This is a genomic window from Rhizobium sp. FY34 (assembly GCF_005222845.1).
In the GTDB taxonomy this organism is placed as follows: Bacteria; Pseudomonadota; Alphaproteobacteria; order Rhizobiales; family Rhizobiaceae; genus Neorhizobium.
The window spans coordinates 308,403-328,475 of record NZ_STFZ01000018.1 but is presented as its reverse complement, the minus strand read 5'-3'; the positions used below and the strand labels follow the sequence as shown (position 1 = coordinate 328,475).

General features: G+C 61.2%; 14 protein-coding genes. 5 read left to right on the top strand and 9 right to left on the bottom strand.

The window, feature by feature from the left end; translation table 11 throughout:
* Positions 1-47 precede the first annotated feature (47 nt).
* From E8M77_RS15765 to E8M77_RS15745, 5 genes are all read right to left on the bottom strand, one after another.
* Positions 48-3,158: an efflux RND transporter permease subunit gene (locus tag E8M77_RS15765; protein ID WP_137131576.1), complete on the bottom strand. Its 3,111-nt coding sequence runs from the start codon at positions 3,156-3,158 to the stop codon at positions 48-50.
* A 25-nt stretch (positions 3,159-3,183) separates the two neighbouring features.
* Entirely contained in the window at positions 3,184-4,302 is a 1,119-nt protein-coding gene (locus tag E8M77_RS15760) for an efflux RND transporter periplasmic adaptor subunit (protein ID WP_137131575.1), read from the bottom strand.
* 54 nt (positions 4,303-4,356) lie between these two features.
* Positions 4,357-4,635 carry an EF-hand domain-containing protein gene (locus E8M77_RS15755; protein ID WP_137131574.1) on the bottom strand — a complete coding sequence of 93 codons (279 nt, stop codon included), beginning with the start codon at positions 4,633-4,635 and terminating at the stop codon, positions 4,357-4,359.
* 47 nt (positions 4,636-4,682) lie between these two features.
* On the bottom strand, positions 4,683-5,870 hold the full coding sequence (locus E8M77_RS15750) for an alpha/beta fold hydrolase (RefSeq protein ID WP_170975898.1): 1,188 nt from the start codon (positions 5,868-5,870) through the stop codon (positions 4,683-4,685).
* A gap of 95 nt (positions 5,871-5,965) precedes the next feature.
* Positions 5,966-7,894 (bottom strand): mechanosensitive ion channel domain-containing protein, encoded by a 1,929-nt coding sequence (locus E8M77_RS15745; RefSeq protein WP_170975897.1) that lies wholly within the window; start codon positions 7,892-7,894, stop codon positions 5,966-5,968.
* A gap of 218 nt (positions 7,895-8,112) precedes the next feature.
* On the opposite strand from E8M77_RS15745, the gene E8M77_RS24075 reads away from it, so the two are divergent.
* Entirely contained in the window at positions 8,113-8,457 is a 345-nt protein-coding gene (locus tag E8M77_RS24075) for a hypothetical protein (protein ID WP_246659285.1), read from the top strand.
* 16 nt (positions 8,458-8,473) lie between these two features.
* Here E8M77_RS24075 and E8M77_RS15735 read toward each other — a convergent pair whose 3' ends face one another.
* From E8M77_RS15735 to E8M77_RS15720, 4 genes are all read right to left on the bottom strand, one after another.
* Positions 8,474-10,330 (bottom strand): ATP-binding protein, encoded by a 1,857-nt coding sequence (locus E8M77_RS15735; RefSeq protein ID WP_170975896.1) that lies wholly within the window; start codon positions 10,328-10,330, stop codon positions 8,474-8,476.
* Positions 10,331-10,381: 51 nt separating this feature from the next.
* Positions 10,382-11,134, bottom strand: coding sequence for a response regulator transcription factor (locus E8M77_RS15730; protein WP_246659284.1), 753 nt, complete (start codon positions 11,132-11,134; stop codon positions 10,382-10,384).
* A 144-nt stretch (positions 11,135-11,278) separates the two neighbouring features.
* Positions 11,279-13,174, bottom strand: coding sequence for a DUF882 domain-containing protein (locus tag E8M77_RS15725; protein WP_246659283.1), 1,896 nt, complete (start codon positions 13,172-13,174; stop codon positions 11,279-11,281).
* A 277-nt stretch (positions 13,175-13,451) separates the two neighbouring features.
* A complete protein-coding gene (locus E8M77_RS15720) occupies positions 13,452-14,990 on the bottom strand; it encodes a sigma-54 dependent transcriptional regulator (protein ID WP_137131570.1) in 1,539 nt (512 codons plus the stop codon).
* Positions 14,991-15,196: 206 nt separating this feature from the next.
* Between E8M77_RS15720 and E8M77_RS15715 the strand changes: the two genes are divergently transcribed.
* The 4 genes from E8M77_RS15715 (at position 15,197) to E8M77_RS15700 (ending at position 19,809) form a co-directional block, all read left to right on the top strand.
* Positions 15,197-17,038 (top strand): M3 family oligoendopeptidase, encoded by a 1,842-nt coding sequence (locus E8M77_RS15715; RefSeq protein ID WP_137131781.1) that lies wholly within the window; start codon positions 15,197-15,199, stop codon positions 17,036-17,038.
* 76 nt (positions 17,039-17,114) lie between these two features.
* Positions 17,115-18,311 carry an aminodeoxychorismate synthase component I gene (locus tag E8M77_RS15710; RefSeq protein ID WP_137131569.1) on the top strand — a complete coding sequence of 399 codons (1,197 nt, stop codon included), beginning with the start codon at positions 17,115-17,117 and terminating at the stop codon, positions 18,309-18,311.
* Positions 18,239-18,916 (top strand): aminotransferase class IV family protein, encoded by a 678-nt coding sequence (locus E8M77_RS15705; RefSeq protein ID WP_137131568.1) that lies wholly within the window; start codon positions 18,239-18,241, stop codon positions 18,914-18,916. Before E8M77_RS15710 ends, E8M77_RS15705 begins: the two co-directional genes overlap by 73 nt.
* Positions 18,913-19,809: a DUF3445 domain-containing protein gene (locus tag E8M77_RS15700; RefSeq protein WP_137131567.1), complete on the top strand. Its 897-nt coding sequence runs from the start codon at positions 18,913-18,915 to the stop codon at positions 19,807-19,809. The genes E8M77_RS15705 and E8M77_RS15700 overlap by 4 nt, the downstream gene beginning before the upstream one ends.
* Positions 19,810-20,073: the final 264 nt, after the last annotated feature.

Below are 20,073 nucleotides of genomic sequence, written 5' to 3'. Positions count from 1 at the left end.
TGGCGCGGATAAGGTGCAGCAAGACAGATTGCGCGGCACCCGCCGCATCAACGTTTCCACCACTCCTCCATCCTTTGCAGAACCACGAACAGGGACGGCACGAAGACGACCGTGAGGCATGTCGAGCCGATCATGCCGGTCAGGACGGCGATGCCGATGGATTTCTGTGCGCTGGCTCCGGCACCCGTTTGCAAAACCAGCGGCACGACGCCCAGGATGAAGGCGATCGACGTCATCAGGATGGGTCGCAATCGGGTGATCGCGGCCTTCACAGCGGCATCCACAACGGAAAAACCCTGACGCAATCTCAGGTCCCGAGCCGTTTCCACGATGAGGATCGCATTCTTGGCCGAGAGCGCGATCAGAAGCACAAGGCCGATCTGGGTGTAGAGATTGACCGCAGCCTGCGCCAAGAGCAGCGTGGCCGCCGTACCGATCAGCGCGAGCGGCACGGTCGCGATCACACCAATGGGCGCATACCAGCTCTCATACTGGCCCGCGAGCACGAAATAGACCAGCAACAGGCTAAGGCCGTAGACGAGATAGATCTGCCCGCCGAGCTCCCGCTCCTGATAGGAAACAGCCGTCCATTCGCGGCCATAGTTATGCGGCAAGAGCGCCTGGGTGAAACCGTCCAGCGCATCGAGCGCCTGGCCCGTGGAATAGCCGGGCGCCTGCGAACCAATGATCTGGGCCGACGGATAGAGATTGTAGAGACTGATCAAAGCAGGCCCGGTCTCAGCTTTGATGTCGGCGATAGAGCCGAGGGGCACCATCTGGCCGGCACTGTTGCGCAGCATGATACGCTCGAGATCCCCCACCTCGACACGCTGCGAAGCATCGGCCTGAGCATAGACCTGGAAGACACGGCCGAACAGGTTGATCTGGCCGGTATAGGCCGAGCCGATATACTGGCTGACGGTATCATAGGCACTTCCCACATCGACAGCCGCGCGCTGAGCCTTGATGCGGTCTATCACCACCGAAAACTGCGGGGCGTCGGCGCGAAACGGGCTGATGGCCTCGCGAAACACAGGATTTGCCGCGGCGGCGCGGGCGACATCGGCGGCCACCGCCTCCAGTGCGGCATAATCGAAGGCGCCGTCACGGGCCTGAATCTGCATGGCAAAACCCGCCGCATTGCCAATGCCCTGAATGGGCGGCGGCGGCAGAACCAGTGCCTGCCCATCGGGGAGATTTGCCGTCAGCGCACGCATGGACGTATAGAGCGACAACAGGTCGTCTCCCTTCTGGCGCAGGCTCCAGTCCTTGAGGATCACATAGAGCACGCCGGCATTGGAGAGGCTGGCATTGTTGTTGAGTGCCGACAGGCCGCTGATCGCAACGGTGGTTTCGACCGCATCGAGCGTTTCAAGACGCTTGCGTGTGTCATGCAGCGCAAGACGGGTTCGCTCCAGCGAGGCACCTTCCGGCAATTGCACCGAGACGAGGAAATAGCCTTGATCCTCGACCGGCAGGAAAGCCGTCGGTACGCGCGCAAGCATAGAGACCGACAGGCCGACGAGAAGCAGCGTCGCGAGCGAGATCATGATGCTGAACCGCGTCATGACCCGGACCATTTGCGCATAGACCCGCTCGACGGCATCATAGCCAGCATTGAAGCCGCGATAAAACAGGTTCTTGCGCCGGTCAGGCGCCTGGGGGCGCAGCCAAAGGGCGCATTGCGTCGGCTTCAATGTGACCGCGTTGATGGCGCTGATCAGGGCGGTGGCCGCGATGACAAGGGAAAACTGGCGGTACATTTCGCCGCTTAGGCCCGCCAGGAAGGACGCAGGCAGGAACACCGCCAGCAACACGTGCGTGATGCCGATGATCGGCCCCATCAACTCATCCATGGCAAGGGCGGCCGCTTCCCGCGGTGTCTTGCCCTCCTCCATATGGCGCGCGGCAGCCTCCACCACGACGATAGCGTCATCGACCACGATGCCGATGGCCAGAATAATGGCAAACAGGGTGGACAGATTGACCGAAAAGCCGAACAGGGCGAGCGCTCCAAAGGCACCGACGATGGTGACGGGCACCGTCGTTGCCGGCACCAGCGTGGCGCGCCAATCCTGCAGGAAGACAAGGATGACGAACAGCACAAGGAAAGCCGCCTCCACCAGCGTATGGTAGACATCATCGATGGCCGCTTCGACGAACAGGGTCGTGTCGAATGGTACGGATTGATGCATGCCCTCGGGGAAATCGGCAGACAGCCTATCCAGTTTCGCCTTGACCGCCGTGATCACGTCAAGCGCATTGGCATCGGGCAGCAAAAACAGCGCAAGGCCTGCCGATGGCTTGCCATCGAGGCTGAAATCCTGGCTGTATTGCTGGGCGCCCAGCTCTACCCGCGCCACATCCTTCAGCCGCACAATGTCGCCATTGTCGTTGGAGCGCAGGATAATGTCCCCGAAGGATGCGACATCGGCAAGCTTGGAATCAAGTTTGAGCGTGTACTGGAACTCGCGGCCTTCCGGCACCGGCGGCAGACCAAGCTGGCCTGCCGAGGAGGTGCGGCTCTGCTGGCGGATGGCATTGGTGACGTCTGAGGGCATCAGGCCGCGGGCTGCCATCAGGGCTGGATCCATCCAGATGCGCACCGCATAACTGCCGGCACCGAAGACGGAAACACTGCCGACACCTGGCACACGGGCAATCTGATCGACCAGATTGATGGTCGCGTAATTGGTCATGAACAGGCTGTCATGCTCGGGATTGTCCGAGGTGAGTGCTGCAATGGCCAGGATCGCCGTCGAACGCTTCGCGGTCTGCACGCCCTGCGCCTGGACCGCATCCGGCAGCGAGGGGGTCGCGCTCGCCACGCGGTTCTGCACCAGAATCTGCGCCTCGTCCGGATCGGTGCCGATGGCGAAGGTGACGGTCAGCGCATAGGTGCCGTCGCTGGTCGCCGTCGATTGCATGTAGAGCATGCCTTCGACGCCGTTGACCTTCTGCTCTATCGGCAGCGCCACATCCTGCACGATGGTCTCGGCATTGGCGCCGGGATAGCGCGCTGTCACCTGAACGGAGGGCGGCACAACATTGGGGTACTGGGCAACAGGCAGGCCGATCAATGCCACCAGACCGAGAATGACGGTCAGGATCGCGATCACATTTGCAAGCACCGGTCGATCGATAAAGAACCTGGCCATCGCTCGGCCTCCCCATGTCTATTGTTCAGGGTTGATCGAGCGTCTCGACCACTTGGACGGCTTCACCGCCGCGCAGCCCTGCTCCGCCCTTGACGATGACGCGATCACCCTCCTTCAGACCGCTGAGAATCTCGCGGCGACCGTCGGATGCCTTTTCACCCAGGGTGACTTTGGTGATGGCAACCGTGCCGACGGCATCGACCAATTGGAGTGTGCGGCCCGCCTGCGAATTGCCGATAGCGGTTTCCGGCACGGTGAGTGCCCTGCGTGTCACGATGGGAATGCGCACACGGGCAAACATGCCCGGCGATAGCAGGCGTCCGGGATTTTCGACCAAGCCGCGCAGGGTCAGGGTGCCCGTCGTGCTGTCGATTTCTGGCGCGATATAGTCGAGCGTCCCGCCATAGGGAAAAGTGGCCTCATCCTGCAAGCCTATTTCTATGCGGATCGTGCCAGCGCTCTTCAGATCGAGATGGCGCTCGGCCAGTGCACGGCGAAGAGCGATCACCTGCTTTTCGTTGGCCGAGAAGAGCACATGGAGCAAGGCCGGCTCGATGAGGGATGACAGCCTGGGAGAAGCAGCGGCGTTGATGAAGGCACCGATATCGGCAGTGCGGGCTGACAATGTACCATCGAACGGCGCCTTCACCTCGGTATAGCTGAGGTTCAGTTGCGCGCTGCGCACCTTGGTCCTGGCCGCCTCCACCTGCGCCTCCGCTGAAAGGCGCTGTGCCTCGGCTGTTTCACTTGCGCTTTGCGATACCGCCTGCTTTGCCGAAAGCCCTTCCTGGCGGGCAGCGTTGGAAATTGCCTGCTGCAGGTTGGCCTGTTGCTGCTTCAATTCCGCCTCTGCCGCCGCAAGACTAATGCGATAGGGTTCAGGCTCGATGACAAAGATCACATCTCCGGCACGCACCCTGTCACCATCCCGGAAATTGATCTGTTCCAGCGTGCCCGATACCCGCGCAACCAGATCGATCTGGTTGACGGCCCGCAATGTACCTGTCGTTTCCAGATAGAGCGTAACCTCGGTAAGGGTCGGGGCCTCCACGATCAGCTGGCGCTTCTGTGCCTGCGCGCCGGCATGCCCGCACAGGCCCGAAATGAGCAGAACTGCGGCAATGCGGATGATTGAGCTTTTCATGGAGGCAACCCTTCCCTTGTCCGGATCCGTGCAGATCTTTCGCCGATCACGGATCTATTGCAGGGCCTTGAGTTCGGTAGGCGTCAGCAGGCCGTTCTTGTCCTGGTCGATGCGGCCAAACGCCATGCCATAGCGTTTGGCCTGCTTGACCTTCACGGCGACAGGCTTGCCGGATGCGGCCATGCTGTCGATAAAAAGCTTGAACTCGTTTTGATCGAGCATCGTGTCGGCATTCTTGTCGGCGCTCATGAACGCGTCCTGCTGCGCATGACCGGATGAGGCCATGGTGAGGCTGGCCAGCAGAACGAGAGCGGGAACTGCAACCTTGATCATTTCAATCTCCTTTGTGGGTCGAGCTATCCGCCAGGTTGGGTTTCCGATCAGGGTGCGAGCTGCCGGGCGGAGGCGGTCAGCAGGCCATTGTCCAGCCGCGGAACGGCCAGAATCAGCGTTTCCAAACCTGACGGAATGGTTCGTTGTGGGCCTGCGGCAAGCGCATGGCCGATACCCGCAATCGTCGTGGCGTCACCAAAGGCCTTGCCATGGTCCTTGCCGAGCCCGCCCTTGACCGCGGAAATGTCGTGGGCCTCAATCCCGAGCGCCTGGAACTGAGCGGGATCTGTGGTCTCGCCGGTACGGATCTTTCCACCGAACAATCGCCGCGAAATCTGCAAGGCACGATCATTGGAGGAAACATAGACCGTCAGCCGTCCGCGCAGGGCGCCAAGCTGGCTGATCTGGGTGCGAAACACGTCGAAGTCGATATCGGGTGCGGCCAGCACCACGGTGCCGATCCGATCAAGCGTCTTTGCATCCTTGGAGAGCGCAATCTGCCGCAATGTTTCCATCGTCAGCCAGGCGCCCATGGAATGGGCAAAGATGTCGATTCCCCCAAGATTGGGCTCTGCCGCCAGCGCGGATAGCAATTGCTGCATGGAATCGCGGCTGTAATTGACCGAATCCTTGTCATAGCCATAGCCTGCGGTCGCGCCGCGCGATGGCCAGCTGAACAGAATGGGAAGGCCCTCGAACTTGGTATCATCGACGATCTGCGCAAAGCGCACGACGGATTCGTCAAACTGCGTGTTGTATCCGTGGGTGAAGACCAGCGCGCGCGGCTTGGCCTTGCCGGTGGTCTTCGGCAGCGCGGCCACCTGCGCCTTCAGGTCGCGATAGTCCAGATCATGGGCCCGCACGAGTGTGATATCCTTCTTGGGATCGGGCTTTGCGTGATTGACCGGCAGGGTTCCGGGAATTCGGCCAGGCGGCATGGACATGGTGAGGCTGAGGAAATGCACCATCGTGTCGCGTTCACCGCCAAAGATAAGGCCCCGGCTCGTGCCCGTATCGGGCTTTCGGTTGGTGACGGCCAGGATGGTGCGCGTTTGCTGCGGCTGGATATCTGCCGCAACAGGCGTCAAAAGACCTTCCGTCGTGCTCTGGCAGCCGGCAAGCGCCATGGAAGAGAGGCAGACAGCAAGCAATGCGCTCTTGCGAGGTACTGAGATGGCTGCCCGCAGGATACTCGCCCTCTGCCTCTGTCTCCCGTCATTTTTGCGCTCGAACATGCCACCCATCCATCTCGCCAATGAGCGCGGGGCGAAGACGCCGGCTCGTGGTGGCGGCACAATCCTTCAGGCGTGTCATTGAAACCATCCCATGTTCATGGGGTTGGGTCCGGCGCCGGAGCCAATGCAGGCTGCCCCTGGTCTTGCGGCTGGCCCGGCTGCGGGTGCGGGACCGTGCGACTTTCCTCCAGCGACACCACGATGCCTCCAGCGACGAGACCAAAGCCGGAGGCTTCGAGGACTTCAACCAGAAGAGCGTCGATCAGGGCGGGAGCATTGGCCGCACTGGTTCGCGACAAATGGAATTTGAGCACCAGATTCCGGCCATCCGCTGCAGCCGGGTTGAGGCCGATAGTGATCTTGCCGATGATCGCTTCGCGCAGGCTGGCATCGCTGCGCAAGGTTGCCGCGGCCAGCCGCAGCAAGCGATCCTGCCGGACGGCATCGGGCGGCTCCTTCAGCAAGACGCTGACCCGCGCCAGCAAGAGGCCACGGCTACGACTGGCGACCGTCTCTATCTGTCCGTAGGGGATCGTATGAAGCCTGTCATCGGGATCGCGAAGCCGCAGACTGCGGATCTGGATCTGCTCCACCCGTCCATGGGTGCCATCGATTTCGATCTCCTCGCCCAGACGGAATGCATCGTCAAGCATCCAGAAAATGCCGGAGATCACATCCTTGACCAAGGCCTGCGAACCAAGACTGACGGCCAGGCCCAGAATGCCGGCGCCGGCGATGACCGGCGTCGTATCCACACCCAGAGCCGAGAGGGCGACGAGGGAAAAGGCCGAGACGATGAGGACAAGCAACCCGGCCTTGACGATGGGCAGGACCGTGGTCATCCGTGCGCGGCGCAAGTCTTCGTCCTCGGCGAATGCCAATACCTCTTTCGGCATCATGCGGGCCTCGACCCAGGCATGGGTCACGGCAGCAAGAACGGCAGCGAGAAACAGGGCCAGCAGCGCGAAATTGAGCTGACGGGAATAGAGCGGCCAGTCCCTATCGGAAATGACGGCGAAGGTGCCGACAAGCCAATACTCAACGATCAGCCGCAGGATGACCACGGCCCCCAGGGCATCGACGACCACGCGAAGCACGAACAGACGGCGCATCATGGCCGGTCGTCGCGACAGCTCAATGGTGAGCGCGATGGACCGGTCGAATGCCATGGCCAGCAGCAGCGCGATCACCGTTCCCTTGATCCCCTGATAGAGATCGAACTGCTGCATCAGCCAACCCCAGACCCACAGAGCGGCACCGACGACCACGCACGAGCCAGCCAGAAAGTGGACAAGGGGCGTCAACCCATGGCGGCGCAACAGATGCAGCAATCGAAACACCAGCGCCGAGAGCAAGACAGCACCGGCAATGGCCAGCAGCTTGATGGAATTTGGCGGCATGCCAGCGCGTTCCGCCGCAGCCCAGAGACAGGCCATCACCTGGGCAAAGGCAAGGATTCCCGCCCCATGCCGCAGCCCTCTCCTGGCACCCGTCTCATCCAGCGAGACAAGTCGCAATTGCGCGATACCCGGCCGCAGGGCGATACCCAGAAAGGTAATCGATGCCAGCCAGGAGATGATGGCGATGACGACGTCGCGCGGAAAACCGGTTCCTGCCGGGACCGTATCGAGATAGCGCACCGAGACCAGCCGACCGATGACTGTGGCAATCAGCAAAGGCAGAAGGCTCCAGCCGGTCAGTTTCAGAACCGCCAGAAGAGGCACGGGATCAAGCGCCGCCGCGTCTCGTCGCGGTGCAAACTTGTAGAAACTGAGCATGAAAGCCAGCAGGACCAGTCCCCCGGCAAGCATGGCAAGCAACAGGCTCTGCGGCGCGGTTGCAACCGAAATGTCGATGGCTCGCAGCACATCCCGATTGAGGTTCGGCAATGCCAGTGCCGCGTCCAGCAACTCATCCTCAAACCGGTCCAGGAGCCGCTCCGTGGTCAAGATCCAATCGCCAACATCAACGATCGGTGATGCGGGCGTGGTGCTGGCACCGTCGGGGGCTGTTGAACCTTCCATCGTGTTTCTGGCCTGCCTGTCTGGTTGAGTGGAAGTCGCGAGACAAAGGGAGCGGCCGCCGATCTGCTCCTTGTCCGACACCGGGCGATAGGCAGAAGTAATTGTGCCAGAGGCGTGCCAATACCCCATGTTCATGGCGTGGTGGCGGTTCTGGACCGGCGTATGCTCTGGTCAGACCGGCACGTGTCGGTGTCCATAACATTCTGGAGAATTGCGCCATGCAAAGCCGCCGAACTGGCCTCAAGGCCGCACTGGCCTTCACCTATATTACCGTCCTGGCATTGCCGATTTTTGCCGCAGCGCCAGCTGCCGCCGTGGTCTATTGCAAGACCGTCGGTGTCCCGAAAGGATGCGTCGTGCGCCCGCCGGTCGCCGCCACGATCTATTGCACCGCACCGGGACGTCCGGTCGGCTGCGTTGCCCGGCCCGGCGTGGGTGTCGTCGGCGTTCCCGGTGTGGGCGTGCCAGGCGTCGGCGCCCCAGGTGTTGGCGCGCCGGGCGTCGGCGTGGCCCGCACACCGGCAAACCGCGGCGGTCCGGTCAACAGGGTTGGCGTGCGCTGACCACCCGCCAAGCCTATCAACTCGCCTGGAACGCTTCGGGAAAGTCATCCGGCAGGGTGAGCGCCACACTCGTCCCTGTCGATTGACTTGAGATCGACAGGGCGACGCCACACAGGGCCGCACGCTTCTTCATGTTCAGCAATCCCCTGCCCTGACCACTGGTGGTCAAGGGCTCGGTTTCGGGTGAAAAGCCATGTCCATTGTCATCGACGCGGATATGTCCACGGGACACACCGGATTCGTCCGCGAGCGTCTCGATCGTTATCGTCACGGTCGTGGCGCTGGAATGCTTTATGGCATTGGTTACCGCCTCATCCAGCAGCCGGATCAGCTGGATGACATGGCGAGGGCGAAGGCCGGGATAGACCGGAAGCCCGCCCGGCGTCCTGACGCTCCAGCCAAGGTTCATGCGATGAGCGCGTAGCTGCCCCGAAATCCGCTCCCGCCAGGAGCCGAGCGCCAGCATCAGATCCCCGTCGATTTCTTCCATGGCATCGATCACCAGCCGCAAATCCCGCAGGGCCGCCCGTGCCGCATCGCCAATCGAATTTGTCGTGTCGCCGGATCGTTCTGAAAGGGCGACAATGCTGACGAGTTGCCCACCCAGACCATCGTGAAGGTCGCGCATCAGACGCGTGCGCTCCAGAGAAAGCGCCACGGCGCGGGCGCGCTCCTCCTCGCGTGCGAAGTTGGCCCGTAGTTTTTCCTCGGCCTGCGTCACCTGCCTTACCAGCCGGTCGGCAAAGCTGTCGGCATCGTTGAGCGCCTGGACAAAACGCCAGGTCAGCCAGCTGCCAATCACCATCAGGACCCCCCAATATCCCAACCAGCCGATAAACAGGCGCTCGCCGGGAATGATGCGGGTAAAGGTGAGAATATCACTGAGGGCACAGCCCAGCATGACGGAAAATGCCATACCCAGGATCAAGGCGTTGCGATTGCCTTGCAGGGCCGCCCGCCCGAGCAGAAGGCAGACAAGAATGATGCAGACGCCGATGGCCGGCGGCCCCAGCGGCAGGAAGATCGAACGCAGAAAATCATGGCGCCCCAAAAAGCCAGCCATTGCAATGGCGATGGGCGGAAGAAAGGTCAACAACAGCCAGGGCGATGGTTGCCTGCCGATAAAGCGGACGATGAAATGCAGAATGAGAGGCGCCTGCGCGACGACGGCTGCCCCCACCAGTCCCAAAGTCTGCGGCGGCGCCGGCATTGACACGAGATACTGAGCGAAGCCAATCAGCATCGCCAGTGCCAGCAGGCCATAGCTGTGGTCGTTGCGACGACTGAGCCAGATCATCCCCAGGATTCCGCCAAGCGTCGCCTGGCCGGCAATCATCAGCAAGGGCAAGGTTTCAAACAGCAGTGTACGTCGTTCATGCACCGGCGCCAGCTGCGCTTCCGGCCCGGCATAGACGCTGTCCAGATAACCGCTGAGCGGGCCCCAGATCAGCAGGCGCAGCGTCAGTTCATTCTTGCCATCCTGCAGGAGCTTTGCCGGGATCGTCGCCATCGCCGAAATATTGCGTTCGGGCCGACGGTTGAGGACGTTTCGCCGGGTATCGTGGATCACAACCCCGTTGACCGACAATTCCAGGCTGGTGGTAAAGCGTGGGACAAAAATCGCCCAGGGCGTAAGGTCTTGCGATGGCGTGCGTTCAAAGGTCACGCGATAAACTGCGACGCCCAGGGGCTCCACCGGAACTGGACGGAAATCCGGCAATGTCACCGGATGGAATTGTCCTGTGTCGTCCTGCAACTCCACGCCCTGCAACTTCAACGCGGCGGGAGGAAGTGGTGGACTGACCTGCCTTGCCAGAAGACACAGCCCGATAATGGCCAGCTGCAGCGCCAGATACGCAAGCATGCGCGCCATTTTGCCCTGCAGTCGAGCGATCCCCCAGCCCATCACGCAGTACCTTCTCGCCTACAACTTGATCAAGCCCTGCTGCACCGCCTCGAACACCGCTTCGCCGCGGGTATTGACCTCCAGCTTGCGGTAGATGTTCTTGATATATCCCGGCACGGTCTGGCGCGAAATCCCCAGATAATCAGCGATATCACTATAGCTGAACCCTTTGGCAATGCCCCAAAGGATGTCGATCTCACGGGCGGTCAGTTTGGCGGTGTTGAGGTCACTCCGGGCAGCGGGATCCTTGGCCCCTTGGGTCCTCTTGACAATGAACCTCGCAATAGAGGCAGAGATCGGCGAATGACCGCGCATCAGATCGCGCACGGTGTCGGCAATATCGGCCAGCAGCGCATCCTTCAGAAGATAGCCGTTCGCCCCCAGAAGAATGGCGGAAATCACGCTCTCTTCATCGCCCAGGATGGAGATGACCATGATCTCCGTCGCCTGCGAGCGTTGGCGGACCTCGCGGATGAGATCCATGCCATGGCCATCCGGCAATTGCAGATCCGTCAAGAGCACATTGGGATAACCGGCCGCGAGCAAGCGATGCGTCTCGGCCAGCGTGCCGGCCTGCGATACGTCAAAGGCGGACGCATCCGAAAGTCCATCGGCGATGCGCTGGCGCGTCGGCGCGTCGTCCTCCACGATGAGCACGGATATTCGATCGGCTTTCCCAGTCTGGACTTCCAAGACAGCACTCGCTTTCCGGCGACGGCTTCGCCGCAGCCAGTATTGCGCAATTGCCGTGACCGCAACAGCCATGAACATGGGGGTGGCCGTGACCGCGCAGGGAATAGGTGACCAGATCATCCGATCGGTCGAGCCTGAGCGTCCTCCGATCTTAGCCAGACACAGAAATGCCCGCCGGTTATCCACCAGGCGGACATTTTTCCGTTTGGACGCAAAGCCTGATTATGGCTTGACGATATTGGCGCCGCTGAACCGGTTCGGATCGACGGCCACCGCCTGCGATACCGGCTTGAAACCGCCGCCATAGCCTGCCGCGCCGTCGCTGGTGAAGGTGCGGGCAACCATGCGCGGCGCCTTCATCGAGGCAACCGTATCCGTGCGGTTGGTGGCCGTAGCCCATTGGGCCAACATGTCACCGGTGAGCACCTTGGTGCCGGGCGTGGCCGGGCGACCGCCAAGCTTGGACACGGCGCCACCCTTGACCACGCGCTGCGGCTGGGCCGGCTGTGTCTTTGCCTGTGGCTCAGCCACCGGTTTTGGCATATCGAAACCATCGTTGAACACCATCGTGCCCGAACCACCTTGAGCCGGGGTGGCGAGAGCCACCTGCTGCGGGGCAGAAGGCTTGGTCTGCGGCTTGGGCGTAGGCGTTGGCATGGGCGTCGGGTTATAATCGGCCCCACGCGCCAGTTCGGCGATCAGCTCGGGTGTAAGAGACTGCTTTTCCGGCTCCGGATCGACGACAGGCGCAGCAGTGGGAACTGGCGGTGCGACAGAGGCATTGGTCATGGCAGATTGCGCAGGAGCTGGCACTGCCGGTTCGGCAACATGCTCCAACACCGCTGCCGGACGATGCGCCGGCACCGGAACAGCAGACAGAAGCGCCTGTTCCTCAGCCGCACCCAGCGAGGCGGTGACGATATTGGACGGTTCTGCATCACCCTTCATGCCACGCGGTCCAAGCAGCGTCGGCACAGGAATGGTCATGCTGGCCAGATCGACGAATGTCTCGGCTTCAGGCGCCGGCCTTGCGAGCGGCGTCACTGTGGTGGCAGCGGCCAGCGCTTCCTGCGCCGCATTGCGCTGCGGCGAGTAAAGGGCGGATGCCAGACCGCCAACGGCAGGATCCTGGCGGAAGGAGGGACGGCTGAGCGGCACGGGTGCTGCAACATCAGCTGCGGCAGCAATTTCCGGGCGAACCGGCGCAGCGGCAATTTCGGGGCGCACGGGCGCGGCAACGGCCACCTGCACCGGCGCGTCGTCCGCGGGCTCTTCGGCAACCGGGGCACGGGTTGCCGGGCGGCTTGGCACTTCGGCCGGCGCTGCAATGGCTTCGGCATCCTCATCCTCGTCACCACCACCGCCAAACAGCATGGCCATCAGGTTTGTCGGCTTGCGGCTGGAGGAAGACGACGGCGCATTGCCGGCCGTTCCGGCGATCTGGATGGAATTGGCACCGATGCGGCGCTTGTAATCGGCAACCGCCTGCTCATAGCCGGGCAGCGGCTTGCCGTCAGCCGGCAGATGCATGGTGTTGCCATTGGGGAAAAGCTGAACCAGTTCCTGGCGCGACATGCGCGGCCAGGCGCGCACGCTGCCGACATCCAGATGCACGAAAGGTGAACCGGAGGTCGGATAATAACCGACGCCACCCACCTGCATCTGCATGGCAATGCCGCGCAGGGTGGCAAGCTTCACGCCGGGAATGAAAAAGTCCATGGCCTTGCCCAGCATGTGCTGGCTATTCTTGGCCACGCCCTTGGTGCGCGAACGAAGCGCACCATTGGTGGTGGGAGAACGATAGGCGGAGACGACATGGATGTAATCGCTGCCACCGGCGCGGCGATAGACTTCCCAGACCAGATCGAAAAGGCGCGGGTCCATCTTCGTCGGTTCGTTGCGACGCCAGTCGCGCAGAAACCGGTTAATCTGTTGCAGACCCTGCTGGTCATAGCGACCATTGCGCTTGAAGGTGATTACGGCGCGTTCGCCGGTATGGACGAAATAAAGTTTCAGGCTGCGGGTTTCGCCAGCGGCCAAGGCAGGCGCTGCGGGAACGGCAATCGCAGACACACTGAGAGCCAGAGACAGGAATGCTGCCGCGGCGCGCTTGACCACCGTTCTCAAAAAGCGTGCGACCGGCCGCCGTCCATTGTCACCCGAAGGTGTTGAATCTGCATACTGATACGGCAAAACGTTCCCCGTCTGATAGACAACATCCGGTGCTGCCTCACATGACCGTGAATTGCGGTGACACCATGGCAAATCTGCCACATGCGCACAAGCACTTCTTTCATAGTCAACAAAAGCCTACCGAAAGGTTGACGGTTCGTAACGAAACATCCTTGCCTGAAGATAAATGCATGATTTTATCGGTTTGGAGGCGACGCGGGGTTCACGCCGCCTCCTTCAAAGGGTCGTCGGGGTCAATCCCGTAATCCTTGAGCTTGCGATACAGCGTTGAGCGACCGATGCCGAGCTTGCGCGCCACCTGGCTCATCTGCCCGCGATAGAATTTCAGCGCGAAGCGGATCAGTTCCTCTTCCACGTCGGCGAGCTTGCGAACCTCGCCGGTTTCGTCGGTGCTGACGATGACATTGTCCGATGCGCCGAACATCGACATCGACCGGGCCGCTTCCGCACGCGCCTGGCGCAGCATATCGGACATGGCCTGCTCGGCGTCGTCATGCGTGGAATAGTCCTCTACCGGCACAACGACCGTCGCCAGCAGTTCCGAACTCTGGAAGTCGGGGATCTGTGCCGCGATCTGCGGGAAATCCTTTTCCGTCAACTCGCCGCCCTCTGCCAGAACCACGGCGCGGAAGATGGCGTTTTCCAGCTGGCGGATATTGCCCGGCCAGTCATAGGAGGTCAGAAGCGCCATGGCGCCGCTTCCCACCTGCAAGGGGCGCTCATGCTTTTGCTCGGCCGAAAAACGTTCGGTGAACACGCGTGCCAGATGCGGAATGTCTTCCTTGCGACGACGCAGCGCCGGAATGGTGATCGGGAAAACGTTGAGGCGATAATAGAGGTCCTCGCGGAAACGCCCGGCGCGCACCTCTTCGATCAGATCCTTGTTTGTGGCCGAGATCAGGCGCACATCGACCTTCTGCACCTTGCCGGCACCGACGGTCTCGATTTCGCCCTGCTGCACGGCACGCAACAGCTTCACCTGCACATCGAGCGGCAGATCACCGATCTCGTCGAGAAACAGCGTGCCGCCATCGGCTTCCATGAACTTGCCGGTATGGCGTTCCGTCGCACCGGTAAAGGCACCCTTCTCGTGGCCGAAGAGAATGCTTTCCACGAGATTGGCCGGGATGGCGCCGCAATTGACGGTGATGAACGGCTTGTTGGCGCGTTCGCCGCTGGCCTGGATGGCGCGGGCAATCATTTCCTTGCCGACACCCGATTCGCCTTCAAGAACGACGGGAATATGCGACTGGGCAGCACGATGCGCCAGATCGATGACGCGCAGCATATCGGGGCTTGCCGAGACGATATCACCGAAGCTGACGGCTGCGCCCTTCGTCTTACGGACGGCCTTCACTTTGCTGTCGCGGTAATCCACCTTCAGCGCATTGGCAATCGAGGCCGCGATGCGCTCCGGCGAGACCGGCTTGACGACGAAATCGAATGCACCGGCGCGCATGGCCTGAACCACGGTTTCTATGCCGCCCTGTCCGGTCTGCACGATGACGGGAATGTCGAGGCCGATTTCGGTGGCTGCCTGCAGGAAGCCGAGGCCGTCAAGCTCCGGCATCATCAGGTCAAGCACGATGACGTTGAACTGGCGCCGGTTGCGCTTCAGGAATTCGAGCGCAATGCGACCGTTTTCCGCGACATGGGCCGCATGGCCATAGCGCTCAACGGCATTCTTCAGCAAGCGGCGCTGGACGGGATCATCATCGACAATAAGAATATGGGCCGTCATGTCTGCTCCGAATTCTCAAACTTCATGTCCCATGGCGGGACCGTTCGATACTGTTGTCTCAGATGGGGTTAAACATCCCGTTTTGAGAAATGCTTGCATTTTAAACGTGACCGATGAAAACAGCCTGAGCGCTCCGATTTGCGCCAAAAGAAGATGATGGGAGACCTGCCTTGACCGTGTCCGATACAATCCGCCAAGCCTTCACGATGCCAGCAATCGCCTATGCCACCGCCGAAGGTGCCGCGAACGGCATAAAGGACGCTGCTCTGGGCGAACTTCCCATCTGGCGTCTCGCCGATCTCTACCCATCAAAGGACGGCGATGAATTCCGCACCGATATGGCACGCGCATTGGAACTATCGCGCTCTTTCGAGACACGTTTCAAGGGCAAACTGGCGCAAGCCGCCAGCAAGACCGGTCAGGATGGCCTTGGTGCCGCCGTCGCCGCCTATGAAGAGATCGATGATCTTGTCGGACGGCTCGGCTCGTTTGCCGGCCTTACCTATTTTTCCGACACGTCCGATCCGGCCAATGGCAAGTTCTATGGCGACGTGCAATCGAAGCTGACGGAACTCTCCACCCATCTTCTGTTCTTTGCGCTTGAACTCAACCGCATCGATGATGCCGTGATCGATGCGTGCCTTGCCAGCGATCCGAAGGCTGCCCATTACGCGCCCTGGATTCTCGACCTGCGCAAGGACAAGCCCTATCAGCTGGATGACAGGCTCGAACAGCTTTTCCTCGAAAAGTCGATGACGAGTGCGGCCGCCTTCAACCGGCTGTTTGATGAGACCATGGCCGAGTTGCGCTTCGACATCGACGGCGAGATTCTGCCGCTCGAACGCACCTTGAACCTGTTGCAGGAACCGCAGGAAGAGAAGCGAGCCAAGGCCGCCAAGGCCCTCTCCAAAACCTTCAAGGACAATCTGCGCGTCTTCACCCTCATCACCAATACGCTGGCAAAGGACAAGGAAATCGGCGATCGCTGGCGCGGCTTTGAGGATATTGCCGATGGCCGCCATCTGTCGAACCGGGTCGAGCGCGAAGTGGTGGATGCGCTGGCGGCAGCCGTCAAGCAGGCCTATCCGCGCCTGTCGCACCGCTACTATGCGATGAAGGCAAAGTGGCTGGGCATGGAACAGATGAATTTCTGGGACCGCAATGCGCCGCTGCCGGAAGCGCCGACCGCCCTCATTCCCTGGGCAGATGCCAGGGAAACGGTTCTATCCGCCTATGGCGCCTTTGCGCCGGATATGGCCGCTATTGCTCGCCGCTTCTTTGACGAACAATGGATCGATGCGCCGGCCCGCACTGGCAAGACGCCGGGTGCCTTTGCCCATCCGACCGTGCCCTCCGCCCATCCTTACGTGCTGGTCAACTATCTCGGCAAGCCGCGCGATGTGATGACGCTTGCCCATGAACTGGGCCATGGCGTGCATCAGGTTTTGGCCGGCGGACAGGGCGCTCTGATGTGCCAGACACCGTTGACACTGGCCGAAACGGCCTCTGTCTTCGGCGAAATGCTGACCTTCCGCGCGCTTCTGGAAAAGACCACTGACAGGCGCGAGCGCAAGGCAATGCTCGCCCAGAAGGTGGAGGACATGATCAACACGGTCGTGCGCCAGATCGCCTTTTACGATTTCGAGCGCAAGCTGCACACGGCGCGCAAGGAAGGCGAACTGACCGCCGAACAGATCGGCGAACTGTGGCTCTCGGTCCAGGGCGAAAGCCTCGGGCCGGCCATCAGGATCTCGGAAGGCTATGAGACCTGGTGGACCTATATCCCCCACTTCATCCACTCGCCCTTCTATGTCTATGCCTATGCCTTTGGCGATTGCCTGGTGAACTCGCTCTATGCCGTCTACCAGAATGCCGAGGAAGGGTTCCAGGAAAAGTATTTCGAGCTTCTGAAGGCCGGCGGCACCAAGCACCATTCCGAGTTACTGGCCCCCTTCGGCCTTGATGCCACCGATCCAGCCTTCTGGTCGAAAGGGCTTTCGATGATTGAGGGCCTGATCGACGAGCTGGAAGCCATGGATCGGGTATAACGTCTCTATGCCCGCCGCCGTCTCCCGGACTTGGGATATAGCGGCGGGCGGAGGATACCGGGAATTTTGCAACGGCATGTCAGTTCATTCACCCTACGCCCTCTTCCGCGATGACCGCGCAGGAACGAGCCTTGTCTTCGACCGACCGCGCGAAATCGTCATGGCGCGTAAGGCCGAGGAAATCCTGCCGGCGCTGGAGCGGCTGGAGGCGGCACGCAAGGACGGGCTCTGGCTTGCCGGCTATCTCTCCTATGAAGCAGGCCATGTCTTCGAGGAGAAGCTGACGCCGCTGATCGTGCCGGATCGCGAAACCCCGCTTGTCTGCATGGGCATTTTCGATGCGCCTGCTAGAGGCGACCATCCCCTGGCAAACCCCGTGGAAACCACGGTTGCGGATAGCGATGGCAAGCCACCCTTCCTCACCGATGTCGAAATGGGCTGGGATTTCGAAACCTATCGCACGCGCTTTGACCGGCTGCATGCGCATCTGCGGCGCGGCGATTGCTACCAGGCCAATCTGACCATGCCGGTAACAGCCCGCTGGCAGGGCGATCCGCTCACAGCCTTCTGGTCACTCACAGCCCGCCAGCCGGTGCATTACGGCGCGCTGATTGATCTGGGTGGGCCGATCATCCTGTCGCGCTCGCCAGAACTGTTCTTCAAGGTGGATAATGAGGGCGTGATCGAGACGCACCCGATGAAAGGCACGGCACCACGCGGCGCGGACGCGCAGGAGGATGCGGCCATCATTGCCGCCATGCTCTCGGATGAAAAAACGCAGGCCGAAAACCGCATGATCGTCGATCTGCTGCGCAATGATATCTCGGTGATCTCTGAAGTGGGCACGCTCACCGTGCCGAAACTGTTTGCCATCGAGACCTATCCGACCGTGCACCAGATGGTGAGCCATGTGCGGGCAAAACTCCTGCCCAGCATCGGCCTGCCGCAGATTCTGTCGGCACTGTTTCCCTGCGGCTCCATCACCGGCGCCCCGAAAATGTGGGCCATGCGCATTCTGGGCGAATTAGAAACCGGGCCGCGCGATATCTATTGCGGCGCCATCGGCTATTGCGATCCGGCAGGGCCCATGCGATTTTCAGTGGCGATCCGCACGCTCACTCTTTTCAACGGCGGCAGGGCAGTCTTCAATGTTGGCGGCGGAATTGTCTTCGATTCGACGGCAAAGGCGGAATACGACGAATGCCTACTCAAAACGCGCTTCGCAGTAAGCCAGCAGGCAGGACAGCCAAGCAGACGGCCGACTTCCTGCTGATCGAGACCATGCGCTGGGAACCGCAGGACGGCTTCCTGCGGCTGGACCAGCATCTGCGACGGCTCAGCCGGTCCGCAGACGCGCTGGGCTTTCGCCAACCGGACGGTGCGGAGGCGCAGTTGAAGGCCGCCGTCAGCGGCTCTGGTCCGCTTCGCGTGCGCCTTGCCATGACCTATCGCGGCAAGATCGACATCACCACCACGCCCTTTGAGCCGGAGCCCGAGGGCCGGATCTGGCGGCTGCGCATTGCCGGCCAGCGTCTTGCCTCCGACGACAGCCTGTTTCGCCACAAGACCACCCGGCGCGCCCCCTATGATGCTGCGCGCGCCGAGTTTTCCAAGGCTGAGGCCGATGAGGTTCTGCTGCTGAACGAGCGTGGCGAGCTGTGCGAGGGCACGATCACCAATCTCTTCGTCGAGGCCGAAGACGGCCAGTTGCTCACGCCGCCTCTCAGTTCAGGCCTGCTGCCGGGCGTGCTGCGCGCCGACCTGATCCGCGAGCGCAAGGCACGGTCGCAGGTGCTGATGCCGGACGATCTCAAACATCGCAAGGTGTTTGTCGGCAATTCGCTGCGCGGGCTGATCGCGGCGGAACTGGTGGAGTGAGAAACCTCACCCACACCCCCTATGACGGATCCTCGACGCCGTTCACCATCGGCCTGTCGCAGCTCGACCTTGCCGACTGGATCGAGCCCGATGCGGATCTGGCCGCCTATCTGGCACAAAAACGTGCGCTGCTCTCCACCCACTATCCCGAGATTTTCCGGGCAGAAGCCGAGACCCAATCGGCACAGGCGGAAGTGCTCGATCTGCTTGCCGCCTATCTGCCAGACCGCTATCCGAATCTTTACCGGCGGGAGGCAGAAAACCTGTGTCCCGAGGGTGGCGCGCCTGTCGATCTTGTAGACGAAAACACACCGCCGCTTGTGCGGGCCGGGCTTCTGGTCGAGGACGATCTCGTCATCATGCGGCGCGGGCAAGACGGCTGGCGCATTGCCGCCGCCTTCGTTGCTTTCCCCTCCTCCTGGTCGCTGGAGGAAAAATTCGGGCGGGTGATGGATGAGGTACATGCCGATGTGCCGGGTTTCGATGGGGCCAGCCGCAATGCGGATCTCATCAACCGCATGTTCGATCGGCTGTCGCCGGACAGGGCGGTCAAGCGCATGAACTGGTCGGTGAACTGGAACGACCAGCTGTTTACCCCAAAGCCCAAGAGCGAACGCAAACTGCCGGACCTGCCGCCGGAAGATTGCTTCCTGCGGGTGGAACGCCAGACGCTGCGCAAGCTGCCGGCAAGCGGCGACATCCTGTTCACCATCCGCATCTATCTCGATCCGATCACCGCACTGGCCAGGCAAGCGAATGGCGCAGCCCTGATGGCATCGCTTGCCGATCAACTGGAGGCGATGACGCCGGAAGAAGCGGCCTACAAGGGGCTTCTGGCCAAGCGCAGCGCAATGATTGCCATGCTGCGGGAAAAGGCCGCCGCATTCTCCTAGCGGTTCGATTCCAACATTTGCATCTCTTAGTCGCACCCTCTTGAGCAAATGTCGGAATCACAAGAACCTCTAGCAAGAGTATGATTCTATTAAAATCATAGTCTTTCTATCGATCTTTCAGCCGGCTGGAAAATTTCAGAATAACACACTCAAAAGTAGAAATACATTTCACTCTGCGAATGTGAAGGTTACTTTATTCTGCCTTCTTGCGGCTAAAACGCTATGCAGCATAATGGCTTTATAGTCGCCGCAAGAGATATTTCC